General features: G+C 63.6%; 16 protein-coding genes, 1 pseudogene and 1 riboswitch. Of the genes and pseudogenes, 2 read left to right on the forward strand and 15 right to left on the reverse strand.

Going from position 1 to position 21,323, the window contains the following annotated elements:
* Positions 1-20 precede the first annotated feature (20 nt).
* The 4 genes from AC1VVK_RS20270 to AC1VVK_RS20285 form a co-directional block, all read right to left on the reverse strand.
* Complete coding sequence (locus AC1VVK_RS20270; RefSeq protein WP_482906548.1) at positions 21-2,438, reverse strand: TonB-dependent siderophore receptor; 2,418 nt, start codon at positions 2,436-2,438, stop codon at positions 21-23.
* Positions 2,439-2,665: 227 nt separating this feature from the next.
* Positions 2,666-3,688, reverse strand: a complete 1,023-nt coding sequence (locus AC1VVK_RS20275; RefSeq protein ID WP_482906549.1) for a FecR family protein — start codon at positions 3,686-3,688, stop codon at positions 2,666-2,668.
* Between the two features lie 138 nt (positions 3,689-3,826).
* On the reverse strand, positions 3,827-4,333 hold the full coding sequence (locus AC1VVK_RS20280) for a sigma-70 family RNA polymerase sigma factor (protein WP_482906550.1): 507 nt from the start codon (positions 4,331-4,333) through the stop codon (positions 3,827-3,829).
* Positions 4,334-4,598: 265 nt separating this feature from the next.
* Positions 4,599-5,351, reverse strand: coding sequence for an SDR family NAD(P)-dependent oxidoreductase (locus AC1VVK_RS20285; RefSeq protein WP_482906551.1), 753 nt, complete (start codon positions 5,349-5,351; stop codon positions 4,599-4,601).
* Positions 5,352-5,467: 116 nt separating this feature from the next.
* Between AC1VVK_RS20285 and AC1VVK_RS20290 the strand changes: the two are divergent.
* A pseudogene (locus AC1VVK_RS20290) lies at positions 5,468-6,367 on the forward strand (LysR substrate-binding domain-containing protein).
* A 47-nt stretch (positions 6,368-6,414) separates the two neighbouring features.
* Here the strand turns inward: AC1VVK_RS20290 and AC1VVK_RS20295 are convergent.
* The 6 genes from AC1VVK_RS20295 to AC1VVK_RS20320 form a co-directional block, all read right to left on the reverse strand.
* Positions 6,415-7,035, reverse strand: a complete 621-nt coding sequence (locus AC1VVK_RS20295; protein ID WP_482906552.1) for a cysteine hydrolase family protein — start codon at positions 7,033-7,035, stop codon at positions 6,415-6,417.
* Between the two features lie 49 nt (positions 7,036-7,084).
* The gene (gene paoC, locus AC1VVK_RS20300) at positions 7,085-9,298 is read right to left on the reverse strand and encodes an aldehyde oxidoreductase molybdenum-binding subunit PaoC (protein ID WP_482906553.1); all 2,214 of its coding nucleotides are present in this window, start codon (positions 9,296-9,298) and stop codon (positions 7,085-7,087) included.
* Entirely contained in the window at positions 9,295-10,257 is a 963-nt protein-coding gene (locus AC1VVK_RS20305; RefSeq protein ID WP_482906554.1) for an FAD binding domain-containing protein, read from the reverse strand. Before AC1VVK_RS20305 ends, paoC begins: the two co-directional genes overlap by 4 nt.
* On the reverse strand, positions 10,254-10,898 hold the full coding sequence (paoA, locus tag AC1VVK_RS20310) for an aldehyde dehydrogenase iron-sulfur subunit PaoA (protein ID WP_482906555.1): 645 nt from the start codon (positions 10,896-10,898) through the stop codon (positions 10,254-10,256). Before paoA ends, AC1VVK_RS20305 begins: the two co-directional genes overlap by 4 nt.
* A gap of 373 nt (positions 10,899-11,271) precedes the next feature.
* The gene (locus AC1VVK_RS20315; protein ID WP_482906556.1) at positions 11,272-12,042 is read right to left on the reverse strand and encodes a TIGR02466 family protein; all 771 of its coding nucleotides are present in this window, start codon (positions 12,040-12,042) and stop codon (positions 11,272-11,274) included.
* A gap of 343 nt (positions 12,043-12,385) precedes the next feature.
* Entirely contained in the window at positions 12,386-13,690 is a 1,305-nt protein-coding gene (locus AC1VVK_RS20320) for an ammonium transporter (RefSeq protein ID WP_482906557.1), read from the reverse strand.
* Between the two features lie 414 nt (positions 13,691-14,104).
* On the opposite strand from AC1VVK_RS20320, the gene AC1VVK_RS20325 reads away from it, so the two are divergent.
* Complete coding sequence (locus AC1VVK_RS20325; RefSeq protein ID WP_482906558.1) at positions 14,105-14,593, forward strand: DUF4136 domain-containing protein; 489 nt, start codon at positions 14,105-14,107, stop codon at positions 14,591-14,593.
* A 50-nt stretch (positions 14,594-14,643) separates the two neighbouring features.
* Here AC1VVK_RS20325 and AC1VVK_RS20330 read toward each other — a convergent pair whose 3' ends face one another.
* From AC1VVK_RS20330 to AC1VVK_RS20350, 5 genes are all read right to left on the reverse strand, one after another.
* Positions 14,644-16,044 carry a voltage-gated chloride channel family protein gene (locus AC1VVK_RS20330; RefSeq protein ID WP_482906559.1) on the reverse strand — a complete coding sequence of 467 codons (1,401 nt, stop codon included), beginning with the start codon at positions 16,042-16,044 and terminating at the stop codon, positions 14,644-14,646.
* A gap of 24 nt (positions 16,045-16,068) precedes the next feature.
* Positions 16,069-16,145: riboswitch (Fluoride riboswitch) on the reverse strand.
* 167 nt (positions 16,146-16,312) lie between these two features.
* Complete coding sequence (locus tag AC1VVK_RS20335) at positions 16,313-17,551, reverse strand: cytochrome P450 (RefSeq protein ID WP_482906560.1); 1,239 nt, start codon at positions 17,549-17,551, stop codon at positions 16,313-16,315.
* Positions 17,532-18,299, reverse strand: a complete 768-nt coding sequence (locus AC1VVK_RS20340) for an SDR family NAD(P)-dependent oxidoreductase (protein ID WP_482906561.1) — start codon at positions 18,297-18,299, stop codon at positions 17,532-17,534. Before AC1VVK_RS20340 ends, AC1VVK_RS20335 begins: the two co-directional genes overlap by 20 nt.
* Positions 18,300-18,415: 116 nt before the next feature.
* Complete coding sequence (locus AC1VVK_RS20345; RefSeq protein WP_482906562.1) at positions 18,416-18,970, reverse strand: TetR/AcrR family transcriptional regulator; 555 nt, start codon at positions 18,968-18,970, stop codon at positions 18,416-18,418.
* Positions 18,971-19,136: 166 nt separating this feature from the next.
* Entirely contained in the window at positions 19,137-21,230 is a 2,094-nt protein-coding gene (locus AC1VVK_RS20350) for an elongation factor G (RefSeq protein ID WP_482906563.1), read from the reverse strand.
* Positions 21,231-21,323 lie beyond the last annotated feature (93 nt).

Consider the following 21,323-nt stretch of genomic DNA (forward strand, 5'->3'; position numbering starts at 1 on the left):
TTCGCGCTCTCACCCGGGCATCACCAGCGGTAGGCCAGCGAACCCAGCACGGTACGCCGCAGCCCGAAGGCGCAGAGCGAGGCGCTCTGGCAATAGGCGACGTAGCGCTTGTCCAGCAGGTTGCTGGCGTTGACGCTCAGCTTCCAGCCTTCGAGCGCTTCGCCCATTTCGCTCAGGTCGATGCTGGCGAGCGCATCGACAAGCGTGCTGGCCTTCACCTTGAAGGTGTTGAGGCTGTCGCCATAGGTCGATCCGACATAGCGGACACCGGCGCCGAGCGTCAGGCCGGAGATGTGGCCGCCGTCGAACGTATAGTCCGCCCAGCCGGACGCCTGTTGGCGGGGAACGCCGAAGGGCCGCTTGCCAAGGTTGTTGCCGAAGGCGTTCTCGGTGTCGTTGCTCTTGGTCACCTTGTTGTCGAGGTAAGTGTACGTGGCGATGAGGCCAAGCTGCGGCACCGGGTGTGCGTGCAGTTCGAATTCCACCCCGCGCGAACGGATTTCACCGGTCTGGACGCTGAAGCCCGTATGCGTGGGATCGGGGTCGGGCGTCGTCACATTCTGCTGCGTCAGGTGGAACACCGAGACAGTGGCGAAAGCATTGAGGCCGGTGGGCTGGTACTTGAGGCCCGCCTCGTACTGTTCTCCGGTCGTTGGCCGGAACGCCGATCCGTCATAGCCGGTGCCGACCGTCGGTTGGAACGAGGTGGCGTAGCTGACATAAGGCGAAAGGCCGCCCGCAAAGCTATAGACCGCGCCGACGCGGCCCGTCAGCTTGCTGTCGTTCTGCTTGGTGACCTGCCCGCTGATCCGCTCGTGATCCGTCGATCCTGCCCAGTCCTGACGCAGTCCGGCGAGTATATCGAGCTTGCCTACGCGGATCTGGTCCTGCGCATAGAGGCCGAGCTGGTCCTGCCCGACATCCTCGTCACCCGAATAGGCGGGCATCGTGAAGCTCTGGCCGTAGACCGGCGCGAAAGCATCCAGCGTAGGCTGCCCGGCGAAGTCCGACCCATAGCGCTCCTCATAGTCGATCCGGCGATAGTCGAGGCCAACAAGCAGCGTGTGCTCCAGCGCGCCGGTCGAGAACTTCGCCTGCACCTGATTATCCACCGCGATCTGCCCGAGGCTCTCGTGGTTGGTGAAGGTATAACGGTTGAGCGTGCGCAAGTCGGGCTGGAAGCCATATGTGAACACGTTGTCGAGGCTGTCGCGAATGTGCGTGTAACGCAGGTTCTGGCGGAGCGTCCACGTTTCGCCGATGCGGTGCTCCAGCATGTAGCCAAGCCCCCACTGCGTACGGCTGTGCCGGTCGAACGAAGGATCGCCGATGTCGAGGCTGGTGGAAACCTTGCCGTTGGGATTGGCCGTCACGGTGCCTTGCGAGGGTACGAAATTGTAGTAGCCCGCCTTGGGATCGTACTGCACGTTGCCCAGCACCGTCAGGTCGGTGTCCTTGTCGATCCGGACAGTAACGGCAGGCGCGAGCGAATAGCGCTCGGTTTCGACGTGGTCGATCTGGGAATCGCTGTGGCGCGCCACGCCGGTCAGCCGGTAGAGAACGTCGCCCCCGGCATCGAGCGGACCGCCGAGATCGACTGCGCCCTGAAAGCGGTTCCAGCTTCCGGCCGAAAGCTGCACTTCATGCAGCGGATCGGCAGTAGGCCGCTTGCTCACCAAATTGACGATGCCTCCGGGGTAAGCCTGCCCGAACAGGACCGAGGCCGGGCCATGCAGCACTTCCACGCGTTCGAGGTTGTAGGGCTCATAGGAGGCGATGTTGTAGGAGACGTCGGGCAGGATCAGCCCATCAAGGTATTCCTCCAGCCGGAAGCCCCGGCCGAACACATATTCCTCGCCATCCGTGTTGACGCCGCGCTGTTCGGCCTGGACGCCGGAGGTGTAGCGCAGCGCCTGCGGCACGCTTTGCGCGGCCTGCGCGGCGATCTGGGCGCTGGTGACGACCGAAATGGCTTGCGGCGTGCGCGCAATCGGAGTGTCGGTTTTGGTTCCGGTCGCGCTGCGCGTTGCGACATAGCCTTCGCCTGGGCCGGTGGGCCGCTGCGGATCGGTGGCGGCGGTATTGGCGGCGCTCTGCGATCCGCTCGATTCCTCCACTCGCACCGGGCCGAGCAGGACCGTGCCCCCGGCAGCCCGCGGCGCGGCTTCGAGCGAGACCGTCGTTCCGACCATCCGGAACGTCAGGCCTGTGCCAATCAGCATCTGGCTCAGCGCCTGCATGGACGAGAGCGATCCCTTCACGGCCTGCGAGGTGCGCCCTTCGAGCAGCGGCGCCTGCGCGCTAACCTGAAGCCCGGACTGCTGGCCGAACGCAGTGAGCGCATTGGCAAGCGGCTGGGCGGGAATATCGAAGCTGCGCACCGCGTCCTGAGCCAGCGCCGGTGCGGCGGCGGTCAGCGCGACTGGCCCGGCCGTCATCAACAATGCCGCCAGTGCGGCACGGCGCGACCTCTTGTTCCGCGAATTATTGCGTCCGGCGAACCCACCCTGAACCACCAAAAATGCCTCCTTCATCGTTATCCCTGACCAGAGGCATTTCCGCTCATGCGTCGCAATAACACCTCTCATCCGAATAGACGCAGCTGCGGGAATTTTTTCGGGAGGCATGAGCGAAATCGGTTTTAGCGCCCGATTCCAGCAAGTTTTCAGCTTGAGGAGATGACGATCATCCACGGCGTGATCGTCTGCACGGACCCGCCATAGGCCTGCGTCAGCCCGCGCAGCGCTTCGGCCGGATCGCTGGCGTTGTAGACGCCGGTGATGCGCTGGTGCGCAAAACCATCGCCTCTGACGACGATGACACCCACAAACCACGGCCGCAGCGCGTCGATCACATCGGTCGCCGGGCGGTCGTGGACGATGATCTGGCGATTGCGCCACGCAGCCATCTGCGCGGGCGGCATCGTACTGCGCTCGACCGCGCCGTCGAATCCCACGCGCAGGGCATCGCCTCCCGCCAGATGCTCGGACACCGGCGGCCGGGCCGCATAAGCGACGCGGACCCGGCCGCTCGTTACTTGCGTGGTGACGCCGCTTGCATCGAGACGGACGTCGAAGGCGGTGCCAATGTCTGTCGTGGTGACGCCGTTCGCATCGACATAGAAGGGACGGGCGGGATCGTGCCGCACGTCGAACCATGCCTCGCCTTTCAGCAGGCGGATTTCCCGGCGGTTGGCGCCGTAGGACACGGCGATGGCGCTGCCCGGCGCGAGATGGGCCAAGCTGCCGTCCGCGAGCCGTGCCTGTTGGAGTTCGGCAGTTCCGGTACGGTAATCCGCCTGCGCACGCAGCATGACCGAAGGCGCGACGGCCAGCATGAGGCAGGCCGCCACCGCCGCTGCAACCAGATGACGCACTCGCAGGCGCCGCCAGCCCGGCGAACGGCGCGTCCCGCCCCGGCGCCGATAGGGTGAGGGACCGGCAGGCAGCACCGGGCGCGGCTCGGCGGCGCGGACGGGAGGGGCATAAGCCGGGCGCGCATCGCCCGCCCGGTCATAGGCATAGGCCACTGCGGCCCAAGCCTCGGCATGGAGCGGCGATGCGGCCAGCCAGTCCTCGAAACGCGCGCGCGTCTCGGGCTCATCGGCCTCCTCGCGCAGCAGGATGACCCACTCCACTGCCTCTTCATCGGCGTGCCGCGCGGCGTCATCGGGGAAAGTGCCCGTCATCCCTGCCCTGTCACCCGTCTTCCCGTTTCCTGCCAGTATCGAGGATCGTTGCGCCTTTCAGGCACATCTTCTCCATCCTCTTACCCAACAGACGCACGAAGCGGCGTGTTTTTCGCGCACGACGCGCATCGATCGCAATTAGCGGGGAATCGCGGCGCGAATTTCGCGGATGGCCGCCGCCACCAGACCATGCGCCACCGTCACGGAGACCCCGAGGCGTGCGGCGATCTCGCGCAATTTTGCGCCTTCAAAGCGATGCATCTCGAAAGCGGTGCGCGTGCGGGGATCCAGTGCATCGAGCACGCGCTGGATGCGGGCGAGTTCGTCGCGCGCGATCAGCATGGCTTCCACCGAAGCCTGGTCATCCGGGAGTTCCGTAAACCGCCGCTCGTCCGCTGGCGCGACAACACGGCCTTCGTGGGCAATCCTGCGGCTGCGATCGATCGACAGATTGCGGAGCACCCGCCACAGCAAGTGCGTGGGCTTGGCGACCTCCTGCACGCGCGCGGCCTGATCCAGCCGCAACCATGCTTCCTGCACAAGGTCTTCTGCGCCGTCCGCATCGCCGCTGACTGCGCCCGCATATTTCACCAATTCGTCCCGGCGCTCGGTAACAATGTCGGTTATGACATCGCGCTGCGGCATCTGCTTCCCTTTCAGCCTCAACGACGACCTGCCGAACTTGCGAGTCATTCGCATGTAGCCAAGCACATCCGCAGCGGCAATGCCTTATTTGTGTGCCCATGCTGCTTGCCGCGAGCGGGCGAGATCGGCACCCTTCCGCTCATTTTGCCACTGTGATGAAAGCAAAGGCCCCTGGATTTCCAGAGGCCTTTGTGTCTCCGCCGCCGCGTTGGACGTCTTGGGGGACGGATGGAGGTTCCCGCCGGCGGAAACCTCCCGATGCGCTTCAGATCTGGACCTGCCCACCGTCGACGAACAGTTCGACCCCGTTGACGAAGCTGGCCTCGTCGGAGGCGAGGAACAGGACCGCCTTGGCAATTTCCTCCGGCTGGCCGACACGCCCGGCGGGGATCAGTCCGGCAAGGTAGTCCTTCGTGCCTTCCGCCTGCTCGCCGCCGCCGAACAGTTCATTGAGCCCGGCCGTTTCCGTCACGCCGGGGCTGACGGCATTCACGCGGATGCGGCGGTCCTTGAGGTCCAAAATCCAGTTGCGGGCAAAGTTGCGGACTGCCGCCTTGGTGGCCGAATATACGCTGAGGGCAGGGGTGCCCGACACGCTGGTCGTCGAGGCGGTGAGGATGATCGAGCCGCCGTCGCGGATCAGCGGAAGCGCCTTCTGGACAGTGAACAGGACGCCCTTGACGTTCGTGTCGAAAGTGCGCTGGTAGTGCTCTTCGGTGATCGCGCCGAGCGGGGCGAACTCACCGCCGCCGGCATTGGCGAAGACCACATCGATCTGGGCATGCTTCTGCTGGACTGCGTCGTAGAGCTTGTCGATATCGGCAAGCTGCGCCATGTCGCCGCGCACGCCGGTCACGCGGCCACCGATCGCACGGACCGCCGCATCGAGGGTGTCCTGACGCCGTCCGGTGATGAACACCGAGGCGCCCTCATCGGCGAATGCCTTGGCAGTTGCCAGCCCGATGCCGCTGGTGCCGCCGGTTACCACTACGACCTTGCCATTGAACTTGTCCGTCATTGTCTTTCTCCTTGAAGCTGGCGGCGGGATCGCCGTTGCCCCTTGGAAATGCATCCAGAACGATGATGCGTGTAGACGGCAAATGTGGCACTTAGCGTTCCATTGGAGGAACGATGATGAAAATCGATCTCAACGACTATGCCTATTTCGCCGAGGTCGTGACTCATGGTGGCTTCGCGGCCGCCGGGCGCGCTTTGCGCGAACCCAAATCCAAGCTCAGCCGCCGCATTGCGGGACTGGAAGAGCGTCTGGGCCTGCGTCTTATCGAACGATCGAGCCGGCGCTTTCGCGTAACCGACACCGGGCAGGCGTTTTACGAGCGATGCCGCACGATTCTGGCCGAAGTGGAACAGGCCGAGACCCTGGTCATGCAGGCGCAGGCCGAACCTCACGGCCGGGTGCGCTTCAGTTGCCCGACCGGTCTGGTCGAGCTGGTTTCGGCGTTTCTTCCCTCATTTCTCGTACGATACCCCAAGATCCGCCTTCAACTCGTAGCGACGGACCGGGCGGTCGACCTGATCGACGAGCGCATCGACGTAGCCCTGCGCGTGCGGACGGCGCTGACGAGCGACGCGTCTCTGACCATGCGTTCGCTGGGGACTTCGACGCGCATCCTCGTGGGAAGCCCCCAAATGGCGAGCCGCGTGAAAGAGGTTGCGCAATTGCCCGATCTGCCTTGCCTGAGCACGAGCGACAGCAGCGACGAGATTCAATGGTTGCTGGAAACCGACGAGGGAGCCTCGCATCATGTCCGCTTTTCCCCTCGGCTCTAATGTGAAGACATGCTGGCGGTGAGGAACGCCGCGATCGACGGCCTCGGCATTGCGCTTCTTCCCGACCATGTTTGCCGCGAAGCACTCGCCGATGGGCGACTGGTGCATGTGCTTCCGGCCTGGCGAGGTCAGAAGGGGATCGTGCATCTGGTCTTCACGACACGCCGAGGTCTTCCCCCTGCCGTCAGGGCGTGGATCGACCATCTGGCAACCGGGTTCCCCATTCCGCCGCCGACATCGTGATCGTCATCGTGACCGGGCGTTCCGAACTATAGCGTCACTCGCCCGTTTCAGGCTTTGGAGAGCGCGTGTCGGTCAAGTTCTTCCAGAAAGGCATCATGGCGCATCGGACGGGAGAACATCGGAAAGTTCTTCTCGGTCGCAAGCTGCTGTTCTTCTTCGGAGAGCGTGGCGGTGCAATCCGTTAGCGTGACGACGCGGTACCCGCGCTCATAGGCGCTGCGCATGGTCGATTCGACGCAGCAATTGGTCAGGAAGCCCGCGATGGCGACATCCGTTATTCCGCGCTGGCGCAGGATGAAATCGATGTTGGTACTGGCGAAACAGTCGAGGCCGCGCTTGCCTTCTATGACAATGTCGCCGGATTGAGGCGCCAGGACATCCACGATCGCCGCGCCCCAGCTTCCCTGCTTGAAGGCCCCGGCAGCTTTCACGCCCGCAAGGATGCCGTAGGCGTCGCTGGCGATCTCCGGATAGCCGTCAGCGAACGAGATCGGCGCATACATCACGCTCACCCCGGCGGCCCGCGCCTGCTCGACCAGTGCCTGCGTGTTGGCGAGCATGTCGGTGCTGTCCATCACTGCCTTGACCGCATCATGCTGGGCGCCGCCCGGGCTTGTGAAGTCGTTCTGGAATTCGATCAGGACCAGGGCCGTCGTGTCGGGATTCATGATCGTTCTCCAGGAAGGGATAATCCAGGTCGTTTCGGGTTCGACCGCCTCAAATCAGCGTGGGCAATCCGGCGAGGTGTTTGTCGAGCGTGATCGGATAGTCGCGCACACGGACCCCGGTGGCATTGTAAACGGCATTGGCGACGGCCGCGCCGACACCCGCCAGACCCAGTTCGCCCACGCCCTTGGCCTTCATCGGCGATACGGTGGCGTCCGCCTCGTCGATGAAGTGTACTTCCTGATGCGGGATATCGGCGTGGACGGGGACTTCATAGCCGGCAAGGTCGTGGTTCACAAAGAACCCGAAGCGCTTGTCCACGGCGAGTTCCTCCATCAGTGCGCCGCCCACGCCCATCGTCATTGCGCCGATCATCTGGCTGCGCGCGGTTCGCGGATTGAGGATGCGTCCGGCAGCGCAGACCGCCAACATGCGGCGTACGCGGATCTCACCGGTGAAGGAATCCACGGCCGCCTCCACGAAGTGGGCGCCGAACGTCGATTGCTGGAACTGCTTCGAGAGATTGCCCCATTCGATCCTGCCCTCGGCGACGAGTTCGCCTGCGTGGGCGGCTTCCGCGAGCGTGGCGGAGCGATTGTCCGCTCGGACCAGGCCATCCGCGAATTCCGCTCGCTCAGGATCATATCCCAGCCGCTGCGCCACCGCCTCGCGCAGCTTGACGCAGGCTGCATAGACGCCCGAAGTGGAACTGTTCGCGCCGAACTGCCCGCCGGAGCCCGAAGATACCGGGAACGCGGAATCCCCCAGCCGCACCACGACCCTGTCAATATCCACGCCCATCATCTCGGCCGCGGTCTGGGCGATGATCGTGTAGCTGCCGGTGCCGATGTCGGTCATGTCGGTTTCGACCGTGACGATGCCCTGATCGTTCAATCGGACGCGGGCGGCTGACGCGATGTTGATATTGTTGCGAAAAGCGGCCGCCACGCCCATGCCCACGAGCCAGCGGCCCTCTCGCAGCTGTGCCGGCGTGGCGAGGCGGCGGTGCCAGCCGAAGTGCTCGGCGCCTTCCTTCAGGCAGCGCACGAGGTTTCGCTGGGAGAAGGGGCGCGTCGGTTTCTCTGGATCGACTTGCGTATCGTTGAGCACGCGGAAGGCGACCGGGTCCATCTTCAGCTTCTCGGCCATTTCGTCGACCGCGATTTCAAGCGCCATCAGGCCCGGCGCCTCACCCGGCGCGCGCATGGCATTGCCTTCGGGCAGATCGAGTTCGGCCAGCCGCATGGCGGTCATCCGGTTGGCCCCGGCGTAGAGCAGCTTGGTTTGCTGCGTCGCCACTTCGGGGCCGCCACCGGGCAGGTCGCCCGACCAGCTTTGGTGGCCGATGGCGACGAGCTTGCCGTCCCGCGTGGCGCCAAGGCGGATGCGCTGGATCGTCGCCGGGCGGTGGGTGGCGTTGTTCATTATAAAGGGCCGGGGAAGCGCCAGTTTCACAGGCCGGCCAACCGCCTTGGCGCCGAGCGAGGCCATGACGGCGTCGGACCGGAGGAACAGCTTGCCCCCGAAACCACCGCCGACATAGGGCGACATGATCCGCACTTTTTCGAGCGGTAAGCTTAGCGTTGTGGCGAGATCCTCGCGGTTCCAAGCGATCATCTGGTTCGAGGTCCAGAGTGAAAGCGCATCGCCTTCCCACCACGCGATCGTCGCGAAAGGCTCCATCATCGCGTGGTTCTGGTCGGGCGTGGTATATGTCTGGTCGATCTGGACAGGCGCTGCCGCGAAGGCCGTTTCGAAGTCGCCGGTCGCGGTATCGGCATCCGATCCCGTAAGCGCCTTGGCGTTCGGCTTTTCTTGCGCCAGATCGAAGCGGCCCTGTCCGCGCGTATAGGCGACGTGAACCGCATTGGCGGCGGCACGGGCCTGTTCGAAGCTCTCGGCAACGACGATCGCGACGGCCTGATGATAGTGCTCGATATCGGGGCCGCCGAGCAGGTTGGCGGTGTTCTTGTTGCCTTTCCCCAATGGGCCGAAGCCCAATGCGCCGAGGTCCTGCGCGGTCACGATGGCGAGCACGCCGGGCATGTGCTGGGCCGCCGTCCGGTCGATGGAGTCGATCCGGCCCTTGGCGATCGCGGCACCCACCACGTATCCATAGACGGGCGCGCCGGGATATTGCTGGTGCTCGTAGGCGTAAGCCGCTGTTCCGGTTGTCTTGAGCGGCCCCTCAACGCGTTCGTGCGGTTGCCCCACCACCTTCATGCGATCGATGGGATTGGTGCCTGCGGGGGTGTCGAACTTCATGCCCGGTTCTCCGCGCGTGCCTCTGCCATAACGCCCGCCAGCGTGCGTTCGGCAAGGGGAACCTTGAAGGCATTCTCATGCGTCGGTCGGGCCCCGGCGAAGACTTGCGCGGCAACCGCCGCCGCACCGTCACGCATGGCCGCTTCGGCAGCCTCGACCCGCCAGGGCCGGGGCGCCACGCCGCCGAAGGCCGCGCGCCCGCTGCCGTCTGGCTGGATCACCGCCGCTACCGAAACGATGGCGAAGGCGTAAGAGGCGCGGTCGCGCACTTTGTGGTAAAGATGCCGCCCGCCCAGGGGCCTCGGCAGTTTTACCGCGGTTATCAGCTCGCCGGGCTGGAGCGCCGTTTCGACATGCGGGGTATCACCCGGCAGTCGGTGGAACTCGGCAATAGGCATGGTGCGAGTCTTGCCCTGTCCATCCACCGTCTCGACCGAGGCATCGAGAAGTCGCAGCGCAACTGCCATGTCGCCGGGGTTGGTGGCGATGCACGCATCGCTTGTGCCGATAACGCCCAGCAGACGATTTACGCCGCCGATTGCCGCGCAGCCCGACCCGGGCTTGCGCTTGTTGCAGGCCTGATTGGTGTCGTAGAAATAGGGACAACGCGTTCGCTGGAGCAGGTTGCCGCCCACGGTTGCCTTGTTTCGCAGCTGCCCCGAGGCACCCGCAACGATCGCGCGAGTGAGCACGCCATAATCGCGGCGCACGCGTGGATCGGCCGCAAGTGCGGTGTTGGTAACCAGCGTTCCGATGCGCAGGCCGCCGTCGTCGGTAGGCTCGATCCGGTCGAGGCCGATATCCTGAACGTCGACCAGATGGGTGGGCGTTTCGATCTCAAGCTTCATGAGGTCGAGCAGGTTGGTGCCCCCGGCGATGAACCGGGCACCGCGCTTGCCTGCTACCGCCTCCGCAGCGGCTTGCGGCGAGCGGGCGCGTTCGTAGGTGAACGCTCTCACGAGGCTGTCCCCGCGACTTCCGCCATGGCTTCGGCGATGTTGGAGTAGGCGCCGCAGCGGCAGATATTGCCGCTCATGCGTTCGCGCATCTCCATGTTCGTGGCCTTGGCGGCGTGGGTGATATCGGCCTGGACATGGCTGGGCACGCCCGCCTTGATCTCCTCGAGCACGGCAACGGCGGAGCAGATCTGACCGGGCGTGCAATAGCCGCACTGGTAGCCGTCATGCTTGATGAAGGCCGCCTGCATTGGATGCAGGTCGCTCGGGGTGCCCAATCCCTCGATAGTGGTCACTTTGTCGCCCTCGTGCATGACGGCAAGGGTCAGGCACGAATTGATCCTGACGCCGTCAACGAGCACCGTGCAGGCACCGCACTGGCCGTGGTCGCAGCCTTTCTTGGTGCCGGTGAGCTTCAAATGATCGCGCAGCGCGTCGAGCAGCGTCGTGCGGGTATCGAGCGTGAGCGAGACCGGCTTGCCATTGACTTCCATCGACACCGGCATGGTGGGCGGCATGGTCAGCGGCGGGGCCTCGACATTCTGGGAAGCGCCCCCGATCGGAACCGCACTGAGGCCGACACTGGCGGCGCTCCCCGCAAGGACCACGCGGCGCGATACGGCGAGAGGGGATCGATGGCTCATGGACGTCCTTTCGCACAAGGAACTCAGATCGAAGGCAGGCAGTTTCCGGCGCTACGATAACGATGGGCAGCCGAAAACGGGCATGAACATCGTTCATTGCTCCCTTGAAGGCAGATCATGGATCTTTCGCCAAGCTTGCGCAATGACGCGCATCGGTCTTTTCGGAGGCTAAGGGTAGGCGCCGGCGCGCGCCGTGTGCGGCAGCTTCTGCGCGATCGCGTCTCAGAGGCTGGTCGAAAACGCCCAAAAGGGCGTTTTCGGCGCCGCATCGGCCGCCGAAGCTGTCGCTTCGCTGCGGCCGGATTTGCGCGGAGCCCATCCAGCATAGGGGGGGCGTGGGGGGCATGGCCGGCCGCCCCCGGTGAAGTGGGCCTTACGCCGCCAGCGGCGGTACGAAGTTGATCGCCACGGAAATCCTGGGCCGCTTGCCTTCAAAAATGTTCACCGCATGTATCAGCCATGACGGAAACATGAGCAGCGTGCCGGACGAGGGGCGAACCTGATGCTTGAGGCCTGCCAACAAGCAACCCTCGATCCGCATCTTTATCGCAGCTGTGAGCATGATAGGCATGGAGCCGCGTGGGTCGAGGAATTCGAGCTCTCCGCCCAAACCTTCGGCGTCATCCATTCCGTCATCGACCCAATATACGGCCGACCAGTAGCAACCGGGATGTGCATGCCCGATGTTGCCTTGGCCGTGTCGGTTCACATTCGCCCAAGCATTGAAAGCCCAGTCAAGATTGGCTTCAAGCAAGCCCTGCTGGGGATGCCATATGGCGGACATCCTGTTGGCGAAAGCCAGGGCGAAGGCAACGAGATCCGCGCCTGCCTCGCCGCTCCAGTCGAGGAAGTCATCCTGTGATTGCCAGCCGCCCTGATTGCTGTGCCGAACGCCGGGATCGGCTGCTTCCCGCGCCAATATGGCCGTGGTCAGATCGCGGTTGAGGCGCGAAGCATCGGGATGCTCGATGCTGGCCAACGGCGTCGGAAAGATCTTGCTGACTTGTATCGCGTCTGAATTGACCAACGAGGCCGTGTCTGATGCGCGTTGATGAATTGGCGATCGCATGAATTTCCGTTTGTTCTTAAAGAAATGAGGACGGAAACAGACAGGCGCAGCTTGACCGGTTTTGCCACTGGCCATGGCCGGTGATTGCCCCTCCGAAAGGGCTTTCGGTCGAGAGTATTCTTTACCGGAGCTGCGGGTGTTTATAGTGCCGTCGTGGCTATCGGCATGGCCACTACGACCTCAGCGATGCGCAATGATGTCGCAAATATTGCAGCATTATTGCAGGTCGTTGGGCGGCATGAAGGATGACGTGAACCAGACGCGACATAGCGTACGCACCTACCCGAGAGGGCCGAGGCGTATTCGGTTCGAAAGCACTTGCGCCGGTTGGAACGCTAGATCCGGGGCAAACCCGAAGGCACCGGCGCCACCTGTTTCCAGCAGCAGGTTCGCCTTCGGGACAGGGTCAGAGGGTGACTTAATCCAACTCCCAGGCCCGTTCACCGTGCGATGACAGGTCAAGCCCGTCGACTTCCTCGTCCTCGCTGACCCGCATCGGCAGGACCCGTGCAAGCGAAAGCCCGATGGCTACGGTTGCAACCGCAGACCAAAGCGCGACCACACTCACGCCCAGCAACTGCGCGACGAGTTGGCGGGCCACGGACATGCCCTCAGCGTAGCCGACGCCGCCCAGGCCGCCGGATAGGAAAACACCAAGCAGGAGCGAACCTGCCATGCCTCCCACGCCATGGACGGCAAAGACGTCGAGCGAGTCATCGATTTCCCACTTGTGCTTGACCAGCAGGATCATCGGGAAGCAGATACCGGCTCCCACCACGCCGAACAGCAGGGCGGCGCCGGGCGCAATGAAGCCCGCGGCCGGGGTCACTGTCGCCAATCCCGCGATCGCGCCGGTGGCAAAGCCCACGCTGGTTGGCTTGCCCAAAGTGATACGCTCGATCAGCAGCCACGATATCGCGGCAGCCGAGGCGGCGATATGGGTGTTGATGATCGCGTTCACCGCCGTGCCGTTGCCAGCCAGGGCCGATCCGCCGTTGAAGCCGAACCATCCCACCCACAGCAGGCCAGCGCCGGCCATGGTAAGGGCCGGGCTGTGCGGCAGCATCAGCGCTTTGGGAAAGCCCTGACGCTTGCCCAGCATGATCGCGACGATCAAAGCCGAGACCCCGGCCGTGGTATGCACCACGATGCCGCCAGCATAGTCCAGCGTGCCCCATTGGGTCGCCAGCCAACCGCCGCCCCAGATCCAGTGCGCGACCGGTGCGTAGACAACGAGGCTCCACAGTGCGCAAAAGCCGATGACCCAGCTGAAGCGGGCCCGGTCGACCCAGGCCCCGACCATGAGCGCTGGCGTGATGGCTGCAAAGCACATCTCGAACAAGGCATAGGCATTTTCAGGCAAGGTGAGTCCGGCGCGCATGGCCGGGAGGCCGGAGAGCATCAGCGCGTTTGCGGAGCCGAACCAGCCGTTGGTGACTGTGCCAAAGGCGATGGTGTACCCGCACACAATCCATAACAGCGATGCGATCGCGGCGACCGCACCTACCTGAACAAGCACCGCCAGGAAGTTTTTGGCACGCACCAGCCCTCCGTAGAAGAGGCCGAGGCCGGGCATGCACATCATCAGTACCAGCGCGGACGAGATCAGGATCCAGACAGTATCCGCGCCATTGGGCTGATTGGAGACTGCGCTCGCTGCGTGGGCGAGCGTTGGCGTAGACACACCGGCAAATGCCAGCGGCCACGCAATATTCTTGCGCATGGAAGAGGTCCCTCGATCTGACCGGACGATGGAGCTGCCGATTCTTGTTCACGGCGCCCTTAGAAGAACGAGCGGTGGGGTGGCAAGCCTGAGGAAGGGGCAAGCGAAATGCGGAGAAGAGAGAAGCGGCGCGCCCGCCTCCTTTCTCGTCATCTCAAGGGGCGGATTACGACATTTCTGTCTCTCAGGACGGCCTTTCGTCGCCCTCGCCAGCCTGCAAGATGCTGAAACCCGAGGTGGTCTGGCGTGGGGTCTTCTACATCCGCGATTGCGCACCGACGGATCCGCGTGAGTGTCGCAAATTTCGCGCAAGATCGGGGTTACCGCCCATATTTCTCGGGAAAAACCGCAATAACACGAGAATCGGTGCGCGTTAGTCTCGCGGCCATCCAATGGCCGATGCGGAGGTTGAAAATGAAACGGATTGCACTTTGTCTGGCAATGGCAATCGCGCTGGGAACGCCCACGGCAAGCTTTTCGAAAGTTTCGTCGGATGTAACGCCCGGCGTGAACTTCGCCGAGTACAAGACATTCCATATCGTGAATGAGCGCCCGCCATCCGGCATGGATCCGGTGGCATTCGAGCGCATCCGGATGGGGGTGGAGCAGGGCCTGACCAGCAAGGGCTATGCCAAGGCGGACGACGGTGACCTTGCCGTCATCATCACCGTCGGTGCCAAGGACAAGACCGATGTCGAGACCTGGGGCGCCTTCGGGCGGCAGGTGGACGTACGCCAATATACGGAAGGTCAGCTGTCCGTGGATGCCTTCGACGCGAAGACGAAACGGCCGCTCTGGCACGGCAAGGCGGTCGACGATGTCGGCTCGAAGCTCAATACCGACAAAGTGGAGAAGGAGGTCGCCAAGCTGATGGCGCAATTCCCGGCGCGATCGGCGGCCTGACCTAACGATTCATCCCGATCTCGCCGGGCACGCCTTGTGTTTTGGGGCCATCAACGTTGCTCGTTGGTGATGCCGGTAGAAGAATGCGGGCGGGGCATGCTGCGCGTCGCACGGGCGTCGCGCAGCGTGGCCGCCCCGACATGCGCGCGTGAAGCCCGCTTCGGCACGGCGATGCGCTGCGACAGGTAGATGCCGTTATGGCCCGAACAGATGTAGGCGACGAAGCAGGCCACCGCGATGGGAACCGCGTGGGTCGCGCCGAACAATTCAACGCCCATGATCGTGCAGGCGAGCGGCGTGTTGGCAGCGCCAGCGAACACCGCAACAAAGCCGAGCCCCGCAAACAGATCGAGCGGTGCCCCCAACAGCCAACCCATCGCATTGCCCAGCGCCGCGCCGATGAAGAACAGCGGCGTCACTTCGCCGCCCTTGAAGCCTGAACTGAGCGTTACGACCGTGAACAGCAACTTGAGCGCCCAACTCCACCGATCGACCGGGCCAGTGAAGAACCCCGCGATAGTGGGGTCGCCGGGGATGGCGGACCAGACGCCAAGGCCAAGATAGGCGCGGGTGCCCACGATATAGACCAGCGCGATCACCATGATGCCGCCCAGCGCGGCACGCGCCGGGCCATAGGGGACGCAGCGCTTGAGGAAGCCGCCGAGCGCGTGATTGGCCTCCGCGAAGGCCAGTCCGGCCAACCCGAAGGCGACGCCGGCTATCGCCACTTTGGCAAGCAGCATCGGCTCGACAAGAAGGGCGCCGGTATCCGATGCCACGTAGGCGATGTGGTAGGGCGTGTGGTGGATGCCCCAGGCATGGCACGTCCAGTCTCCCACCAGTGCGGCAAGGAGCGAGGGCATGATGCCGGCATATTCGATCCGCCCTAGCGCCAACACTTCCAGCGCGAAGACGGCGCCTGCCAGCGGAGTGCCGAACACGGCGCCGAAGCCCGCCGCAATGCCTGCCATCAGCAGGATACGGATGCCGGGGGGGGCGAGCTTGAACAGGCTGGCAACTGCACTGGCAAGACTGCCGCCAAGCTGCACCGCCGTACCCTCGCGCCCGGCCGAGCCCCCGAAAAGATGCGTTGCGATGGTGCCGACAAAGACAAGCGGCGCCATGCGCAGCGGCACGCCGCCACCCGGTTCGTGGATCTGCTCGACGATGAGGTTGTTGCCGGCCTCCACCGAGCGTCCGGTGCGGTGGTAAAGCCAGGCGATGGCCGCGCCGCCCACGGGAAGGAAGTACAACAGCCAGGGATAGTCGAACCGCAGCCGGGTCGCGGCCTCAAGGCTCCACAGGAATGCTGCGCACAGCGTCCCGATCAGTGCGGCCATCGGGACCAGGATCAGTGTCCAGTGCACCACCGACATGGCATGATCGCGCCGATCGCCAAAGAAGGCCGCCACATTGAACGCATTGAACAGGTTGCGAAACGTCGCGCGCACAATTCCTCCTTTGCTGCCTTGCGGCGCCAAGTAGGAATCATCGTCCCTTGCAAGGGCGGTTCGGCCTGACGGCCCGGCGGAAATCCATCGCCTTGCGCAGCCATATGTCGGCTCCGGCCCGCAACGTCAATCGGTTTGGAGGCAAGGTTTCGGATACCCTCGTTCCCGTGAGGGCGCCATTGCCGACGTCCGGCCGGAATGTCGGCGGAAAGGCTTGGACGCATTTCCCGGTCTCTCAGGGCTGTAGCGCTGTCCGCCGATTTTTGCCCTATCCGTGATTGAATGCGATCGGCAGCGATCGTGGCCCCCAAGCGCCCAGCATCGGGCGCCAGCTAACGTCACCATCGCGACGCGGATTGCGTATGCGCTGCGCGATGAGGTGAATGCCCTCTTCCAGTTGGTTCCGTGCCAGATATTGGCCGAGACAGATATGCGGCCCACGGCCGAAGCCGACGTGGCGCGTCTTGTGCTCCCGCTCCGGATCGAAGCGAAGCGGCTCTGGGAAAGCTGCCGGATCGCGCCCGGCCAATGGCGTGGCCATGGCAACGAGCATGCCCTTCTCGAACCGGACACCTTCGTAGTCGAAGGGCTCCGCCACTTGCCGGAACGGTGTCGCGATGGTGGAATGACGCAGCGTCTCCTCCACCACCATGGCACAAAAGTGCTTGTCCGCTGCGCAGCGCGCATACATGTCGGGTCGATCAATGAGCAGGTTCATCATCATGCCGAGCAGGTTCTTGGAGGTGTCGTAACCGGCGACCAGCAGAACGAGCAGCATGAAACGCAGCTCCGTGTCGTCCATTGCGCCCGCATCGCGCGCGGCGATCAGGTCATCAAGCAGAGAAGATTCCCTCTTTGTGCCGCTTGCCTCCCTTTCGCGGATCAGCGTGTCGGCGACGGCCCACTTGATGTCGAATGCCTCCAGGATCTTCTCCCTCAGCGACCGGTCGAGACTGATCGCGGCCACCTGCATTTCCAGGGCCCAGCGCAAGCTGGGGATCACATCGACGGAAATGCCCAGCAATCCGCACATGACGGAGACCGGAAAATAGGAGGCAAACTCCGTAAAGTCGAAACGCCCCTGCGGCACCCACTCGTCGAGCAGGTTGGTCATCGCCGCGTGAACGAGCGGGCGAATGACATTGGCGTTCCGGGGCGTAAAGGCAGATGCCACGCTGGCGCGCAGCCGCTTGTGCTCGCTCCCATGCTTGGACAGGAGCATTTCGTCCATGAAACGTGCCCACATCGTTCCTTGCAGGTCATAGAACTCGACGATGCCGCCCAGCCCCATTTCAAGGTGGCGCTCGTCGGCGAAGAGATCCTTGTTCGCCTGGCATCCGTGGATCACATAGCCGCCCGAAAAACGCGCCAGCCATGGATGCTCTTGTCGGGTCGGTATCATGAACCGCTCGGGGTCCGTCCAGAATTCGGGATTTTCGACCGGTAAGACCGGCAGTTCCTCATAGGTCACCACGTCGGTCTCCTTATCAGAATGCTGCGCCTCCATTGACCCCCAGAAGCTGGCCGGTGATGTAGGAAGCCTCGTCCGACGCGAAGAACGCGCAGGCGGCGGCGACTTCTTCGGGGCGGCCAAAACGCGGGATAGGATAGCTTTTCAAAATCTCTTCAAAGGGGATCGGCAGGTCGCTCGCGGCAATCGCGCGGCGCGCCATCGGGGTGTCGATGAAGCTGGGGGCAATTGCGTTCACAGTAATCCCCTTCGCGCCCAGTTCGATCGCAAGGGTGCGAGTCAGCGATGTCACACCGCCCTTGGATGCGCTGTAATGGGCCATCTTAAAGGCGCCGATTTGCGCAGCCAGTGAGGAAATGTTGACGATGCGCCCCCAGGCGGCGGCTCGCATATCGGCGAGAACCGCCTGAACCGCGATGTAGGGACCCTTGAGGTTCACTTCCATCACGCGTTCCCAACTTGCCTCCTCGATGTCTTCAAACAATTGAAAACCTTCGATAGCGGCGTTGTTGACCAGTATCGTCACGGGGCCGAGTTCCGCATGAACCCGGTTCACGGCCTCCTCGATCGAAACACGGTCCGCGACATTGCCATGAACGGGGATCGCGTTGCCGCCCGCATGCTTGATGTCTTCGGCCACCCGGTGTGCCGCATCGGTGTCGATATCCAGCACCGCCACAGCTGTGACATCCCGCGCAAGCCGGTGGCAGATCGCTTCGCCGATACCCGAACCCCCGCCAGTGACCAGAGCGAACCGATCGCTTCTCTTATCCGTTGTCTGCATCCCGCCGCGCCTCTCCAGTCGCTTCCATCCGGAACGAATCCATACGCTACCGTATGGCAGGCCTGCAACGCTCCTGCAAGGTTGGTCGGCAGACCGGGATTACACGGGATTGCCCATCAGCGAGTGATGAGAAACTCTTCACATTGCGAGAGCGTCGCCTCATCCGCGAAAGGCGCTCCCACGCGCAGGAACGAGAAAATCAGCACGGCCCTGCTGCGTGCGCCGCCGACCGGCACGCCGGCGGCTACAAGAACATCTGTAATGAAGCGAATCCGGATCTCATCCGCTTCCGCGAGAGCCGCTTCTGCCCGGGGATCGCGCCTGGCCCACAGGCGGATGGATAGCTCCATGTCGAAATCCGGCGGATGCTTGCCAAAAGGCAGACGCATCATGCGTTGATAGCGTTCCTGTGGAGATTGGATCGCATTGAGCCGGTCGATGATCTGCGTCACGACATGCTGGCGCCAATGGTCCAGCATGGCCTCATACAGGTCGGTGCGGTCCTTGAAGTGCCAGTAGAAGCTGCCCTTGGTAACGCCGAGCTTGCGGGCCAGCACCTCGACGCGGACGCCATCGATGCCGTTCCGGGCCAACATCTTGAGCGCCGCTGCGACCCAGGCTGCCCGATCCAATACGGGCGACTTCTCCCGCATTTTGGGCACGTTTGCCATTGGTTTGCATTCCCCCCGTAAAGCCGGTTTTTTCGCTGCGAACATGCATTCCGCCTCTACATGTTATCCAGCGCTGCTGAATCTGGAAAATCGCAAAGCCGCCGGAAACCGGCTGGGCGTGCTTCCGGCGATCTTCCGAAATTCTGCGACCTGCCGATACAGGGCGCTACGCCGCTGCCACGTCCTTTCGGGCCAATACGACCTCGCTCGCCTGCTTTCCGGTCAGCTCTGCGAGATGATCGAAGCTGACGGTAAACTGGGCGAGCCCTTGGCTCAGCGAGCACAAGTCTCCGTCCAGCCCTTGCAAGTTTGCTTCGGGCAAAAGCGCTTCCACGCGCTCCCAGCGCTCCCAATCCGGATGCGGCAACAAGCCGAGGATTTGTCCTCGCCGGCTCGAAAGTACCGAGACGGCCTTCGAGCCGGTACCCGTCGGCATATCGACCACCAGCCGGCAGATGGGCTCAAGCAGATAAGGCGCGGCGGCTGCCAGGGCCTCACTGGCCGCCATGCGGCCGGCGATGCGAAAGGCAAGCTCCGAAGAATCCACCGAATGGTGAGAGCCGTCAGTCAGCGTAACCGCAACATCCTCAACCGGAAAGCCTAATGGCCCGGCCTCCAGCGCGTCGCGCACGCCCATCTCTACCGCAGGAATCCACTGCTTGGGGATGGCGCCGCCGACAGTGCGGTCCGAAAAACGAAAGCCTTCGCCGCGCTCCAGCGGCGCAATTTCAAGGACGACATCGCCGTACTGGCCGTGCCCGCCCGACTGCTTCTTGTGCCGTCCGCGCTGCGTCGCGCTCTTCCGGATGGATTCCCGATAGGCGACGCTTGGCGGCCGGCTGTCCACCACGACGCCATAGCGCCGCCGGAGCCGGGCAAGAACAACCTCGAGATGATCGTCGTTCACGCCCCTGAGCAGGGTCTCGCGAGTAGCCTCGTCATGTCCCCACTCCAGCATCGGATCTTCGTCACACAGCTTGTGAAGAGCGGCAGAAAGCTTGACGTCGTCCTTGCGATCACGCGCCGCGATGGCCAGTTTCGCATTACGTGGCGGATAGTCCGGCACGGCCACGTCGCTCGGCGCTCCTCCTTTGCGGGCCAGTACCATGCCCACGGAAGCATCGTCCAATTTGGATATGGCGATCACCTCGCCTGTGCCGACGCTCGCCTGTTTAACGGTCTTTTCGCCTTGCACGGCAAACAGAGAGCCGCAGCGGGCGGTTTTGTCTCCGACGACAAGTTCCTCGCCCTCCTGAAGCAGGCCGCCATAGACTCGCGCATAAGTGAGCCGTCCGACGGCGCTTCCCTGCGCCACCTTGAATACATGAATGCCATCGGTCGTGCCGACGCGCGTCGCGGCTTCCATCGGTCCGGGAGCTTCATGGCGCAGCAGCTTCAGCAACCGGTGGATACCCCCTCCGGTGAGGGCCGACGTCAGAACCACGGGAACCACTCGATTGTGCGCGGTATCCTCGGCAAGGTCGGCCATCACCTTCATGGCGTCGGGGACGTCATCCATCAGCAGGGTTTCGAGCAGTTCGTCGTCGAAATCGGCCAATGTTTCGAGCAATTTGCCGCGGTCGGTACGCTCCAGATCGGCGATATCCGCTGGCATCTCGATCTTTTGGGATTCGCTCCCCGATCGATATCGGTAGGCCCGCTCCATGGCCAGATCGACATAGCCCACGACCTGCTCGCCTTCGCGAATGGGAATTTGGCGGAGCGCCAGCGGCTCGCGGCTGAGCGGCTGCAACTTGTCGATCAAGTCATGGACAGATCCGGCGCGTGCGGTGTCGACGCGGTTGACGACGATGGCATGGGGAATGTCCAGCGCGTCCAGCCGCCGCAACAGGGGTTCGACCAGACCGGCGCGTTCAGGCACCGGATCAACCACCACCAGCACAAGGTCTGCCGATTGCAGGGCCGCAAAACCATCGGCGATAAAGCCCGCCGCGCCCGGCAGATCAAGGAGTGTGAACCGATCTCCCAGCCACTCGAAATGCGAAAGATTGATTTCGGTCGAACCGCCGCGCGAACGCGCTTCGGAACTTGCATCGCCAACGGTGGAGCCGGCCTCTATCGAACCGGCTCTGTTGATCGCGGAACTCGCGAAAAGCAGCGCTTCGGCCAGACTTGTCTTGCCTGCTCCTGCCGGTCCGACCAGAGCAATCATGCGGGCCCCCGAGGCGCCGAAGGCGGAACTGGGGCTGGGGGCTGTATTGGTGCTGGGAGCTGTGCCCATCGGTCCGCCTCCTCTCATGCGAAGGCGCGCCGGGCGCTGTAGGCAGAGCTTCGCCGCAGGCGGCGTCCTCTTGTCTTGCGTCTGACGCGCAAGGGTGTGGGCACCCAAGCT

This window comes from Novosphingobium sp. BL-S-32 (assembly GCF_056857055.1).

What these genes read in the sequence shown, in the direction of transcription:
- AC1VVK_RS20270 (WP_482906548.1), bottom strand. Translation starts at nt 2,438, where the DNA reads ATGACGGCCGGGCCAGTCGCGCTGACCGCCGCCGCACCGGCGCTGGCT.
- AC1VVK_RS20275 (WP_482906549.1), bottom strand. Translation starts at nt 3,688, where the DNA reads ATGACGGGCACTTTCCCCGATGACGCCGCGCGGCACGCCGATGAAGAG.
- AC1VVK_RS20280 (WP_482906550.1), bottom strand. Translation starts at nt 4,333, where the DNA reads ATGCCGCAGCGCGATGTCATAACCGACATTGTTACCGAGCGCCGGGAC.
- AC1VVK_RS20285 (WP_482906551.1), bottom strand. Translation starts at nt 5,351, where the DNA reads ATGACGGACAAGTTCAATGGCAAGGTCGTAGTGGTAACCGGCGGCACC.
- AC1VVK_RS20295 (WP_482906552.1), bottom strand. Translation starts at nt 7,035, where the DNA reads ATGAATCCCGACACGACGGCCCTGGTCCTGATCGAATTCCAGAACGAC.
- paoC (WP_482906553.1), bottom strand. Translation starts at nt 9,298, where the DNA reads ATGAAGTTCGACACCCCCGCAGGCACCAATCCCATCGATCGCATGAAG.
- paoA (WP_482906555.1), bottom strand. Translation starts at nt 10,898, where the DNA reads ATGAGCCATCGATCCCCTCTCGCCGTATCGCGCCGCGTGGTCCTTGCG.
- AC1VVK_RS20315 (WP_482906556.1), bottom strand. Translation starts at nt 12,042, where the DNA reads ATGGCCAGTGGCAAAACCGGTCAAGCTGCGCCTGTCTGTTTCCGTCCT.
- AC1VVK_RS20320 (WP_482906557.1), bottom strand. Translation starts at nt 13,690, where the DNA reads ATGCGCAAGAATATTGCGTGGCCGCTGGCATTTGCCGGTGTGTCTACG.
- AC1VVK_RS20325 (WP_482906558.1), top strand. Translation starts at nt 14,105, where the DNA reads ATGAAACGGATTGCACTTTGTCTGGCAATGGCAATCGCGCTGGGAACG.
- AC1VVK_RS20335 (WP_482906560.1), bottom strand. Translation starts at nt 17,551, where the DNA reads ATGGAGGCGCAGCATTCTGATAAGGAGACCGACGTGGTGACCTATGAG.
- AC1VVK_RS20340 (WP_482906561.1), bottom strand. Translation starts at nt 18,299, where the DNA reads ATGCAGACAACGGATAAGAGAAGCGATCGGTTCGCTCTGGTCACTGGC.
- AC1VVK_RS20345 (WP_482906562.1), bottom strand. Translation starts at nt 18,970, where the DNA reads ATGGCAAACGTGCCCAAAATGCGGGAGAAGTCGCCCGTATTGGATCGG.
- AC1VVK_RS20350 (WP_482906563.1), bottom strand. Translation starts at nt 21,230, where the DNA reads ATGAGAGGAGGCGGACCGATGGGCACAGCTCCCAGCACCAATACAGCC.